This window comes from Flocculibacter collagenilyticus (genome assembly GCF_016469335.1).
Lineage (GTDB): Bacteria > Pseudomonadota > Gammaproteobacteria > Enterobacterales > Alteromonadaceae > Flocculibacter > Flocculibacter collagenilyticus.
In genome coordinates, this window is sequence record NZ_CP059888.1 from 2,699,935 (window position 1) to 2,712,975 (window position 13,041).

10 protein-coding genes are annotated in these 13,041 nt (G+C 39.5%); 4 read left to right on the forward strand and 6 right to left on the reverse strand.

Annotated elements, in window-relative coordinates; genetic code table 11:
- Window positions 1–280 precede the first annotated feature (280 nt).
- Window positions 281–2,251: a response regulator gene (locus HUU81_RS11975; RefSeq protein WP_199609171.1), complete on the forward strand. Its 1,971-nt coding sequence runs from the start codon at window positions 281–283 to the stop codon at window positions 2,249–2,251.
- 225 nt (window positions 2,252–2,476) lie between these two features.
- Window positions 2,477–3,142 carry a hypothetical protein gene (locus tag HUU81_RS11980; RefSeq protein ID WP_199609172.1) on the forward strand — a complete coding sequence of 222 codons (666 nt, stop codon included), beginning with the start codon at window positions 2,477–2,479 and terminating at the stop codon, window positions 3,140–3,142.
- A 91-nt stretch (window positions 3,143–3,233) separates the two neighbouring features.
- Here the strand turns inward: HUU81_RS11980 and pssA are convergent, their stop codons facing one another.
- The gene (gene pssA, locus HUU81_RS11985) at window positions 3,234–4,127 is read right to left on the reverse strand and encodes a CDP-diacylglycerol--serine O-phosphatidyltransferase (protein ID WP_199609173.1); all 894 of its coding nucleotides are present in this window, start codon (window positions 4,125–4,127) and stop codon (window positions 3,234–3,236) included.
- Between the two features lie 399 nt (window positions 4,128–4,526).
- On the opposite strand from pssA, the gene HUU81_RS11990 reads away from it, so the two are divergent.
- Window positions 4,527–4,979, forward strand: a complete 453-nt coding sequence (locus HUU81_RS11990) for a DUF4124 domain-containing protein (RefSeq protein ID WP_199609174.1) — start codon at window positions 4,527–4,529, stop codon at window positions 4,977–4,979.
- 53 nt (window positions 4,980–5,032) lie between these two features.
- On the opposite strand, the gene clpB is transcribed toward HUU81_RS11990, so the two are convergent.
- From clpB to rluD, 3 genes are all read right to left on the reverse strand, one after another.
- Window positions 5,033–7,621: an ATP-dependent chaperone ClpB gene (gene clpB, locus HUU81_RS11995; RefSeq protein ID WP_199609175.1), complete on the reverse strand. Its 2,589-nt coding sequence runs from the start codon at window positions 7,619–7,621 to the stop codon at window positions 5,033–5,035.
- A gap of 135 nt (window positions 7,622–7,756) precedes the next feature.
- On the reverse strand, window positions 7,757–8,530 hold the full coding sequence (gene pgeF, locus HUU81_RS12000) for a peptidoglycan editing factor PgeF (RefSeq protein ID WP_199609176.1): 774 nt from the start codon (window positions 8,528–8,530) through the stop codon (window positions 7,757–7,759).
- Complete coding sequence (rluD, locus tag HUU81_RS12005; RefSeq protein WP_199609177.1) at window positions 8,514–9,491, reverse strand: 23S rRNA pseudouridine(1911/1915/1917) synthase RluD; 978 nt, start codon at window positions 9,489–9,491, stop codon at window positions 8,514–8,516. The genes pgeF and rluD overlap by 17 nt, the downstream gene beginning before the upstream one ends.
- Before the next feature lie 187 nt (window positions 9,492–9,678).
- Here rluD and HUU81_RS12010 point away from each other — a divergent pair, with 187 nt between their 5' ends.
- Window positions 9,679–10,434 carry an outer membrane protein assembly factor BamD gene (locus HUU81_RS12010; protein WP_199609178.1) on the forward strand — a complete coding sequence of 252 codons (756 nt, stop codon included), beginning with the start codon at window positions 9,679–9,681 and terminating at the stop codon, window positions 10,432–10,434.
- 37 nt (window positions 10,435–10,471) lie between these two features.
- Here the strand turns inward: HUU81_RS12010 and HUU81_RS12015 are convergent, their stop codons facing one another.
- Window positions 10,472–11,950 (reverse strand): tetratricopeptide repeat protein, encoded by a 1,479-nt coding sequence (locus HUU81_RS12015; protein WP_199609179.1) that lies wholly within the window; start codon window positions 11,948–11,950, stop codon window positions 10,472–10,474.
- 133 nt (window positions 11,951–12,083) lie between these two features.
- Window positions 12,084–13,010, reverse strand: a complete 927-nt coding sequence (nlpI, locus tag HUU81_RS12020; protein WP_199609180.1) for a lipoprotein NlpI — start codon at window positions 13,008–13,010, stop codon at window positions 12,084–12,086.
- Window positions 13,011–13,041: the final 31 nt, after the last annotated feature.

A 13,041-nucleotide genomic window follows, 5' to 3' on the forward strand; every position in this document is an offset into this window, starting at 1 on the left:
AAACTTGAAGATGTAGCACCTGTATCTTGGGGCGCTAAGTTTAATTTCAATCACATAAAATAGAATATCTTATATAAGGTAAGTAAAACCCCTTAGATGCGGGATAGTCAACTCTAACCTTTAATTACCTTATGCTTTAGTTTATTGGAGTTCAGCATGTAAATGCAATCAAAGTTGTAGGCAATTATTTTTAATATAAGTATTTAAATTGTGTGCTTATTTGGCTGATATTGCTAATCTATTGATTAAGAATAAAACTAAATATGAGGATGTAAATAACTTGCCTGGTTACAAGCCATATAAATTGTCACTCTATGTAATTGTGGTTATTACTGGCTTGGCATTTCTTGTTTTAGCAAATTACTTTGGTTACAAGGCCAGTGTAAACGCGTATACAAAAGAAAAAATGGCCAATATAACTGCAATGTTACCTCAAGGGTTGCTGGTATTTTCCGAGAAATCATCCGCATCAATAGAAATGCTTACGCTGTTTATTGAGCAACCATCTCTGTTCAATATTAAAGGCTTAAATCCAACATTATCAAAAAGCGGAAAGACGCAGCTACAGAATTATTATCAAGACCACTTATTACAGGTAAGTATTGTTCCTCCTCGTCCACCAGCAACCAGTCAACTCGCTAAAAGGCCACGCTCAACGCTACTAGCAAATAACGCATACACTGAGGGGCTTCATACAAGCACGGCTCAACAGAGCAACCATAAAGTAAAAATATCAAACTTTGTTCATTGGCAACCTATTAACAAGTTTGCTTATGAAAATGCCCCTTGGCTAGTAGTTGAGATAGAGTCAGATTATTTTCTGCCAACCTCGACCATGGATTATCAATGGCAGTTTACCAATCAACTTGTTGACGATAATCAACAGCTAAGCAGCACTAATATTTACACACTCGTTGATAAGCATATTTTGACTGCAGCCATAAGCATTCCAAATCGAGAATTAGCACTTGAAGTGAAAACAGATTTCAGCGCTTTTGCAAATACACTTAGGGAGCGGCAAGTAACACTTTTGTTAACCGAGTCATGCATGTTTCTTTTGGCCGTGTTTATTTTTTATTTCGTCAACAAAAAAGTTACCCGAGAGCAGACGTTAACACAGCCCCCTTTAGGAAAAGAGGAAGTCCCCCCCAGCTCAAGTTCAGTTGCAGCAGTAGAGAGTGATGAAAAGAAATTAAATCATTCAAGCATAAATATATTACTCGTTGAAGATAATGCAATTAATCAGAAAGTGACTGGAGGGATACTGTCTCGTTATCAACTTAATTTTCATATTATCGAAAACGGCAAACAAGCACTCGAATATTTAGCAGATAATGACGTTGACTTAATTCTTATGGATTTAAAGTTACCAGTAATGAACGGTTATGACGCAACGGAAAAAATTCGCTCAGAGCTGAAAATGTATGATGTTCCAATCGTTGCCCTTACTGTTTTAGGTAAGCAAGATGAAATAAATAGAGCTATGGCTGTTGGAGTAACCGAATACTTAGTCAAACCAATTAGTGAACGCAAGCTCATCTCTACTTTACAACGCCTAATTAAAAATAAACCGATTACAATAAAGCATGTCCTCCCTTTCTCGCCGCCTGCAGGAGTTAATAAAAACCACGCTGATACTGTTGTAAAGCGCTCAACGCCTCCCAGTGAATCGCTTTTTAATATTAGTTTTGCTAGAAAGCAAACCATGAACAACGATAATTTATTAAAACAGTTATGCGCAAAGTTCGTATCGAATTACTCTGATTGCAGCAGCACTATACGCACTCTTAATGCTGAAAAAAACATTAAAGAGCTCGATAGCCTGCTTCACAATATAAAAGGAGTTGCAGGGAACTTGGGGTTAATCGCCCTGCATCAAATTACAGAACAATTAAATAACCAAATTAAGCTTGGCACCTTACTGAGCGCCAACCAAGAGGCAACGTTAAATACTATCATTGACCAAACGATTAATGTGCTCTCAAACTATATTGACCAAGCGCCCTCACAAACAGCTCAGCAAAAAACCAAAACTGCGCCCTTCAAACGTGAAGAGTTCGACTTGCTTATCGAAAAAGTTCAAAGCAATGAGTTAATCAACGATAGTTTTATAGCTAGTGTCGTTCATAGCCTTCCTGACATTATTGAGGAGCCGTTAAGAAGTAATCTTGCAGAGGCGCTGGATGATTTTGATTATGAAAAGAGCATGGAGTATTTAAAAGTAATCAAAGATAAAATAGATAACCAATAAACCTATTACTCAACCCATGCTCTCCATAAACATTAAGTCCATAAATAAACACTGCGAATACCACCTATGATTTCTATATTAATAAAACCATCACAACTTATCATTAAGTTAGCCTGCTTAATCGTTATACTAGCCGTCCTTTTCACTTTAAGCAGTAATCAAATACACGCCCAAATACCTGAAATAAAATCGCACAAGCACCAAACACGAGTGGGTACTCACGGCATGGTTATGTTTGGTGAACAACAGCTATACGTTTCCCATTTGGGCTTATATCATTTCCCACATGACTACCAAATCATATTACCTGTTAAGCTGTCGGACAATGATGAAGCAGAAACAATTAATCTTTGGCGTAAAACTTACAAAGGCTTAATTACCATAAAGCCTGAAATATTTAACCTGTCTTTATTATTTCCACATCACAACGCGTCTTCAGCTAGCCACGCTACAACCAAGCTAACCACAATAACAGTAGATATTTATGAAGGGCACTTTGAACGTGGCGGCGTGCTCAAGTGGCCTAATGTTCAATTAACATTAGATAAAGCGATTATCTTTCGCCCTCTTCAAATTGACTCAGATATTTCGGGTGTGAATTACTATGTTTTTGGTGATAAACAGAATAGTTATATGGTGTACCAAATTGGTGCTCGCCCCGATCGTGATCACATATTGAAAATCTCTGGCCTCATGCATTTTCCATTTCAAAAGAATCATGTAAAGCTCGTAACATCTAGCCTAGCTAAACAAACTCGCGGTGAAGACTTTCAATACTATTTACAGCAAACAAAGATAGGTGACACTTTTAAAATAACGTTGAATGATGAAGAGTATAACGTGAAGGTTGAGAAGAACATTTACTTCGAAACGGCTGACTTTTCATTTTAAATAAAAAGCTGTGACCTTTAAGTGACAACCTTATTTAGGATGAGGCAGCAAATATAAAAAAAGCCCCTTGGGGCTTTTTTTATATCATTAACTAGTTTTTATCATTGCTCTCATTATCAGCATGAGCTTTTGGTTGTTCGGTCGCTCCATCCGCTTTAGCGGTTTGCTCAGAGTTGCTTTGTTTTTTATCTTTTTCAGCTGCTTGCTCGTGCTCATCAAAATCAGCATCATCACTGTCACCTATAAAATGCTCAAGCTTTAATTTGCGCACTCTACGTACCGTCATAACTGGGCCAGACAATGCGTAAAGTAAGAAAATAACCAGTAAAATCTCTGCTGGGCTATACGCAATAACAACAAACGCTAAAACAATTACCAGTACGGCTAAAAATGGTACTTTGCCGCGCCAGTCTACATCTTTAAATGAGTTATAGCGGAAGTTACTTACCATTAATAATGCAATGAACATCGTGATTAATCCGACAAAAATCCCGTAATCTTTGCCATTAATCTGATAATCAGCGCCCACCCATACTAAAGAAGCAATAACAGATGCCGCTGAAGGAATAGCTAAACCTTGGAAGTAGCGTTTATCTGCAACACCTAGTTGTGTATTAAAGCGCGCTAAACGTAATGCACCACAAGCAACAAATAAGAAAGACGCTAACCAACCAAATTTTCCCATATCGCTCAGTGCCCAGTTATAAACAACTAATGCTGGGGCAATACCAAATGATACAATGTCCGCCATTGAGTCGTATTCTGCGCCAAAAGCACTCTGAGTGTTGGTTAACCGCGCGACTCGTCCATCTAATCCGTCAAATATCATTGCAATAAAAATAGCAATAGCGGCCGCTTCAAAGTGCCCATTCATGGATGACACTACAGCATAAAAACCCGAGAATAACCCTGCCGTAGTTAACAAGTTGGGAAGTAAATAAATGCCTTTTCTTTTTGCTGCTTCAGCGATTTTATGTTCTGTCATATAGTTTTATCAACAACTCAATTAAATTCTATTTATTCTGGAATATTAAGCATTCAAAGTTGAATTTATTTTAATATCCATGCATTTTACGAAGCTCGAACCATAGCACATTTTGCTTAGGCATGCACAAAACCTATCGTATAGCTAAACATTTGTAACACATTAAGTTATTTGACTTAAAACGTGTTCGTCTTAATCATCAGTATTAAATAACCAATTCAACACACATCACTGTTAATCAAGCCAAACGATTTAGCTGTTTACGTAAAAATACGTTTAATTTTTCAGCAGCTTCTATAATTAGTGAGTGAATTATAGCTTAAGATTGATTCGTCATGGCTTTTACATGCGGTTTAAAGGTAAATGTCATGAAGTCTTTCAACACTGTTTGGAGACATTATGTTAAATGTAAAGACATTTATATGCATTGTTATTAGCACCTTCGTTTATGTTTATACAACTAGTCTACTTGCATCCGCAAGCAGTACCACTGTTTATCGTTGGGTTGACGAAAGAGGTGTGATTCACTTTAGCCAAACCAAGCCCGCTAGCGGTGAATATAAAAAAATGGAGGTAGAAGAAAGAATTAGCCCTGCTGTATCGTCATCTAACTTAGCAAGTAATAATGATAACAGTGGCAACTCACTCGCCGCAGAGTTTTCTGAAAAGGCATCTCAATTTTGCCAACGTGCAAAACTAAACGTCGAATTATTAAGCAGTAATGAAGAAATACAGATAAGAGATAAACGCGGTGAGTATAAAACACTTTCTCCAAGAGAGGTAAAGCAACAACGTGCACTGGCAAAACGACAAGTGAGCACGTTTTGTGGTGGTACAGCATTAACGGAATAAGATGACTCCGCTCAGCGGAGTCATCACTTACCCAGATAACCTATCGGCGTACGTTATTGTACGCCTTTACTTGCGCTGACCTTAAACTCATCGTCAACTTCGTCAACTTTAATCGTTGCCCCGGGAGTAATTTTTCCAGACAGAATAGCCTGAGCCAATGTGTTTTCAATATTTTGTTGTACCGCACGCTTTAACGGCCTAGCACCGTAGACGGGATCAAACCCTGCTTTAGCCAATTTATCCAGCGCAGCATCTGTAATAGTAAGCGTATAATCCTGCTCTTTTAAGCGTTGCTCAAGGTGTTTTAACTGAATCGAGGCAATAGACTTAATTTGGCTGTTATCGAGTGGATGGAACACTACGGTATCGTCAATGCGGTTAATAAACTCAGGCCTAAAATGCTGAGCTAAGTTATCCATTAGCATATCTTTCATTTGATCATAACTTTGCTCTCTGTGATGCTCTTGGATAAGCGCTGAGCCAATGTTAGACGTCATGATAATTACCGTATTTTTAAAATCTACCGTGCGCCCTTTTCCGTCTGTTAATCGGCCATCATCAAGTACCTGTAGCAGAATATTAAATACATCTGGATGCGCTTTTTCCACTTCATCTAACAAGATAACTGAATAAGGCTTTCTTCTCACTGCTTCCGTTAGATAGCCCCCTTCTTCGTACCCTACATAGCCCGGAGGTGCTCCAACCAAACGCGCTACGGAATGTTTTTCCATAAACTCCGACATATCTATGCGTACCATCGCCTCTTCGGTATCAAATAAATAATGTGCTAGTGCCTTAGTTAATTCCGTTTTACCTACTCCCGTTGGGCCTAAAAATAAGAACGAGCCAATCGGTTTATTCGGATCTGCTAAGCCAGCACGAGATCGTCTAATCGCATTCGAAACCGCATTTACAGCTTCTTTTTGACCGATCACTCGTTGGTGTAAATTTTCTTCCATTCTTAATAGCTTATCACGCTCGCCTTCAAGCATTTTTGAAACAGGAATACCTGTCCAGCGTGATAACACTTCAGCAATTTCGTTATCGCTGACTTTATTTCGCAACAAACTCATGTCTTGCATTTCAGCTTGCGATGCCAAATCTAATTTCTTTTCTAGCTCAGGGATACGGCCATACTGTAACTCTGACATACGTTGTAGATCACCTGCACGGCGGGCAAAATCTAAGTCTAAGCGCGCTTGCTCAAGCTCTTCTTTAATGTGTTGCGTGCCTTGCAATGCTGCTTTTTCAGCATGCCAAACTTCTTCTAATTCATTGTACTTTTGATCAAGTTCGCGCATATCTTGACGGATAATCTCGCGACGCTTTTTACTAGCCTCATCGATTTCTTTATCAAGCGCGTTATCTTCTAGCTTTAATTGAATGATGCGTCGCTCTAACCGGTCAAGCGCCTCTGGTTTAGAGTCAATTTGCATACGAATACTTGATGCCGCTTCATCAATAAGGTCAATGGCTTTGTCGGGTAGTTGGCGATCACTAATATAACGGTGGCTTAATGACGCAGCAGCAACGATAGCAGGATCAGTAATATCTACCGAATGATGAATTTCGTAACGCTCTTTTAAACCTCGTAAAATTGCAATGGTGTCTTCTACATTTGGCTCTTCTACAAGGACTTTTTGAAAACGACGCTCTAATGCAGCATCTTTTTCAATGTACATTCGGTACTCGTCAAGCGTGGTGGCTCCCACACAGTGTAGCTCTCCTCTAGCTAATGCAGGCTTTAACATATTACCGGCATCCATTGCGCCGTCGGTTTTACCCGCCCCCACCATGGTATGAATTTCATCAATGAATAGAATGACTGAGCCTTCTTCTTTTGCTAACTCATTGAGTACCGCTTTTAATCGCTCTTCAAATTCACCACGGTATTTGGCCCCAGCAACCAGCGCTCCCATATCTAAGGAAAGCACACGTTTATTTTTAAGGCCTTCTGGCACTTCGCCATTAATAATACGTTGTGCCAATCCTTCCACAATAGCCGTTTTACCAACGCCCGGTTCACCAATTAATACTGGGTTATTCTTCGTTCTACGCTGTAATACCTGTACCGTTCTGCGTATTTCTTCATCGCGGCCTATAACCGGATCTAATTTCCCTTGCTCTGCTCTTGCGGTTAAATCAAGGGTGTATTTTTCAAGTGCTTGGCGAGTATTCTCGGCATTTTGATCTTCGATTTTTTGTCCGCCACGTAATGTTTCAATTGCTTGTTCAATTTTAGCTTTATCAGCACCAAGTAATCGCAGAATATCGCCCAATGCGCCTTTATCTTCTAACGCTGCTAATACAAAAATCTCACTGGAAATAAATTTATCTTTCCGTTTTTGTGAGTATTTATCACACAAGTTGAATAGGTTAACCATTTGCGGTGATAACTGAACATCACCACCAATTCCCTCTACTTTGGCGATGCGGTCCAATGCTTGCGAAATTTTAGAGCGCAAGTCAGTTACATTAATATTTGCCTGATTAAGTAAAACGCGAACGCTGCCGCCTTCTTGATCTAACAATGCGTTCATTAAATGCACAGGCTCGATATACTGATGATCGCGACCCAGCGCCAAAGATTGTGCATCTGATATTGCTAATTGAAATTTACTAGTAAGACGGTCTAATCGCATATCTTCACCCTCAAAGAATTTTTCTGTTTGCTTTCTTCTAAATAGGTGCTTAATAACGTTTTTTCAATTAATGGCGTGTAAAAACAAACAGAAACATGGAATATATAATACTAACTAGATGAGTATTAACGTTTTTTAGCTAGCAATCCAAATTAAACTAGCCATTCTGCCAGTGACACCGTCACGTCGGTAAGAGAAAAAGCGAGGATCAGTGAAAGTGCATTCTTCTCCGCCAAAAATATCAGTAACTCCAGCACGATTTAATCGAAGTTTGGCTAGCTGGTAGATGTCTGCTAACCACTTTTTGCCTTCAATGTTAAATGCTTTACTGTCTTGTGGGTTTTTAGCGATAAAAAACTTATATACATCTTGGCCTACTTCAAACTTTGTAGCACCAATAGCAGGCCCTAGCCATACCAGTATATCGGCAGGTTCACAGTGAAATAATGCTAACGTTTGTTCAATAATCCCAGCGCCTAAACCTCGCCACCCCGCATGCACTGCGGCAACTTGCGTCCCCTGCTTGTTCGTAAATAAAAGCGGCAAGCAATCCGCGGTAAGCACGGTACATACAACATTTTCCAATGCCGTAAGACTTCCATCGCACTCCGGAGCAAATTCAGGTGTGCGCGCATTGGCCTGAAAAGTCGCTAAATAGTCTTCGGAAATATGAATAACGTGAGTGCCATGCACTTGGTTTAACCAAATTGGCTTACTCGGAAGGTCTAACTGTTCTTGAAGAAGTGTTCTATTCGCAGTTACGTGACTGGTGTTATCACCAACGTGCTGCGCTAAGTTAAATGATTGATAAGGAGGAGCAGACAGCCCGCCTGCACGAGAAGTGACATAAGCCTTAATCTGTGCAGGTGCTGGCCAATTAGGTTGAATGATATCAATCAAGCATCTCATCCAGATGTAATTTAGTGTCTTCACGCAGTGCGAGTGTTAATGCCACCATATCATCAGGAATTGGGGCGTGCCATTCCATTTCTTCACCAGTAATAGGATGGTGTAACTTTAGCATCGCCGCGTGTAATGCCTGACGTTTGAACTGCTTTAGCGTTTCTCTTAGCTCATCTGACGCATTCTTTGGTGGCCTTGGTCTACCACCATACACCGGATCACCAACAAGAGGGTGTGTTAAATGCGACATATGCACCCTAATTTGGTGAGTACGCCCAGTTTCCAGCCTTAACCTTAAACGAGTATGAAGACGGAACTTCTCGGCAACGCGATAATGAGTAATAGCAGGTTTACCCAACTCATTAATGGCCATTTGCGTACGTTTTGTTGGATGCCTGCCAATTGGCTTTTCTACCGTACCGCCCGCGGTCATGATGCCGTTACAAATAGCTTCATATTCACGCGTTATCAGCCTTTCTTGTAAGTCAGCTACTAAATGAGTTTGGGCCGGAATCGTTTTCGCAATAACCATTAAACCGGTCGTTTCCTTATCCAAGCGGTGTACTATTCCTGCTCGTGGTACGTTAGCAATGTCTGGATATTTATGTAGCAACGCATTAAGCACAGTACCATCAGGAGTGCCAGCTCCAGGATGTACAACCAAGCCTGCTGGCTTATTGATAACTAAAATATCATCATCTTCGTAAACAATATCAAGTTCGATATTCTGAGGCACCCAGCGCACTTCTTCTTCGATGACGGTTTCAATACAGATGGTTTCACCACCCATCACTTTTTCTCGGGGCTTATCTACAACAACGCCGTCAACGGTAACGGCCTTATCTTTGATCCACTCTTTAATTCGAGTGCGTGAATAGTCTGGGAACAATTCTGCAAGAACTTGGTCTAAGCGTTTACCAAGTTGTGATTCGGAGACTTCTGAAGATAAAGATATGTGTTCTGCCATTAATTAAGACCATAATTGTGAAAACAAAAGAAATAAATACAATTTGTCAGTGCATGCATGTCGCGACTGGAGTACAATCGATTCGCTTAAATATGAATCGACGTTTAAATTTAAACCTGCATAATACTTGTTTTTCAACACTGTATACAGCGCTAATTATAATTATAGAAGTGACCAAAGTAGATTTATGATTAAATTTAGGAAATTATCCATTCTTATCATGGCTGGTGCATTAGCAGCATGCTCTTCAAGTTCTGATGAACAGATTCAAAAAATACCAGACCGTTCTGCACAAGCGCTTTATCAAGATGCAAAAGAAACGTTGGAAGCTGGTTTACATACGAAAGCAATTCAATTACTTACTGCGCTTAACTCTCGCTACCCTTTTGGCCCGTTTTCAAAACAAGCTCAGCTAGACTTGATATATGCGTATTACAAAGTAGGTGACGTTGCACAAGCTACCGCCACCATTGATCGTTTTGTTCGTTTGAATCCTAATCATCCTGATTTAGATTATGTAACCTATATGCGCGGTGTGGTAAATATGGAAGCGAGTGAAAACGCGTTTCAAGAATTCTTCGGTATTGACCGTGCCGACCGTGACGCTTCCACTGTTCGAGAGTCATTTAAAGACTTTCAAAAAGTAACTCAACTATATCCTGACAGTAAGTATGCAGCTGATGCAAAAAAACGTATGGCGTTTTTATTAAACAAATTAGCTCGCAGGGAACTAATGATTGCTGAGTATTACACCAATCGAGGTGCGCATTTGGCAGCAGCTAACCGTGGTAAATATGTGTTAGAGAATTACCCTAATTCGCCACATGTTGAGCAAGCGCTCGAAATAATGATTGAGAGTTATGGCATTCTTGGGTTAAACGACTTAAAAGAAGATGCTATTGAAGCTCTTAAATTAAACTTTCCTGATAACGACGAATATTAAAGTTTTAAGCTAATAAGCCGGTTATTTACCGGCTTTTTTATTGCGATTTAATTTCATACTCTAACTGCAACAATCGTTCTTCAGCATAAGGGTGGCCAAGTTTTTTTGCTTGCTTATACCACTCAAGCGCTTCTTTTTTATTCACGCCTACCGTAATACCCTCGTCATAAAATCGTGCGAGGTGAAAACTTGCTAGCACATTATGTCTAAGTGCCGCCTGTTCATACCATTCAAATGCAGCTTCTAAATCCTTGCCAATTCCCCAGCCGTTTTCATAAGCTTTACCCACAAAGTATTGCGCGTACGGATCGCCAGCTTGTGCGGCTTTGTGATACCAAAGGTATGCTTTTTCTAAGTTTTGCTTTACTTGCTGACCTTCAATATACAAATGCGCCAAACTTAGCTGTGCTGGAATAAACCCCGCTGAAGCTGATTGTGTTAACCAATAAACCGCTTTACTGTACTCACCTAAATTAACCTTTTCGTGCGCTAATAAATATTGTGCGTGGTTAAAACCTAGCTCGGCTGAGCGTTCTAACCAATGTAAATATGGTGCAATGTAGCCTGTTTTTTTCACGGCTTTCGCAATACTAATCGTGTACGGAATAACATCACTAATACCTTGTGCTAGCTTATCTTGCATTATTTTAAGGTACATTGGCGGTATGCTTTCTTCGTAAAAACGCATAAAGTTCACATCCATTGCAGGCCTTAACACATACCCGCCGTCACTGTTACACGCTTCTGTGACGTAGTAGTCGTTATTTTTTTTAAATTTAAACCAAGGTAATGTGAGTAAGTTCGGGTTAATGCGCGAGTCAACGTGTTCAGGCATCCATACTACGTTACTGCCTAACACTTTAGGATAATTGCCTACGCACAACTCCTGCTGCTGCTCTTTACTCCAAGGATATTCATCTTTAAAACCTAACACATGTGCAAACTCATGAATAAATACGCGAATATCATCCTGATTGTTTAGGTAAATAATGCCATTATTGAAATTAGCAGTGCCTTTGCCTGCAATCACCACCACCACGCTTACCGTTTTATCAATCTGTAAATCTACCAATTTTGCGGCATCGCATTGTATTCGCTGTTTTTGTCTATTATTACAAGCTATCTGACTTGATTTCACTAACAAGCTGGGTTTAAAACATACTGGCAACGTGCCAACTTGCTGATGTTGTTTAAATTGTTTTATTAATAAATTGGCGTGGGCTAAATCTTCGTTTGTTGCCGCAATAAATTGAAGCGTAATCTTACAGTTTGCTGAACTCTGTACGTGTTGTTTTTCTAACAAGGCAAATGAAGGGGTAGTTAAAAAAGGAGGAATGGAGTCAATCGGTGTATTATCCGCCCAAAAAGCTGGTTGAAGTAAGCTATTCGACTCTTTTTTAGCTACAACACTATCTACCTTGATTGTCTCTATTTGCCTACTGTGATCTTTCTCACTAACAACTAAGGAAAGATGATTTGTTTGATTAGTGGCATCAGAAAGTGTTGTTTCTGCCAAAGCGCTCTCACAAAAGAACGACACCAAAAAAACAACAAGCAAAAATCGTATACAACACACGTTAGATCGGAAAAACATTAGCTTTTACTATATTAAAAATATACTGAACTTAAATAGTCGTTTGCATAGCAGTTTAAATACTACCACCATTTTCTTGAGTCGAACGCTCCTTCGCTTTTTGGGCTCTCATTCTATTTAACTCAAGCTTGGCATATTTATGCTCAACATACTCATATACATTTGTTGCTAATGATAATTTATAAAAATTAGCTGCAATACCAGTATCACCTTTCATTGCGCTTAGTTTGCCTAAATAAAAATAAGCTTCGCAAAGCCTATCTGCAAGCTCATGGTTAGTACTGATGCCTTCTGTCAGGCCTTTTAAAAATTGATCTGGTGTGATCTCTTCAAGAAATAGCGATGTTAATTGATAAGCCCATTGCGACTCATCAATTTTTTCTTGGCTTGAAGATAGTCTATTTTTAGCAGCAAGTACATCAACCTCATACTCGGCAATATAAAGCCAAACTGCACGATATGGATCATCTTCGTCAAGTTCATAAAATGCTTCAAAGTCATCAACCGCTAGTTTAAAGCGACCGCCATAATATAATGAAATACCACGATTTAAGTATGCAAATGAAAAATCTGGTTGTAACTCCAAAGTAGAATCGAATGCTTCATAAGCTTCAGCGAAATCTTCGGCAAGCGTAAAGTGGATCCCAATAAAGTTATACGCATCAGCAAGATCGGGTTTAAGCCGTATGGCACGATTGAAGTCTAAGCGAGCTAATGACTTTAGACCGATACTGTCGTATATCACTCCGCGGTCATAATATAGCTTGGCACGTTGTTCGTCTGTTAACTCTGCGCGTTGTAATATTTCGCCTAACTTAATTAACGTAAGTTCACTTTTATAGCTAACTGATAATGGCTCAGCCAAAATCACATGTTCCAGCGAAGGTTTGCTATTAACTACAACTGACTTTGAAGACGTACTAGCGCAACCAGATAGGCATAAAATGAAAAAAAACAAATACAAACAGAGCTGTAGTTTCATAATTCACAACTTTAGAAAATTGATAAGCGTT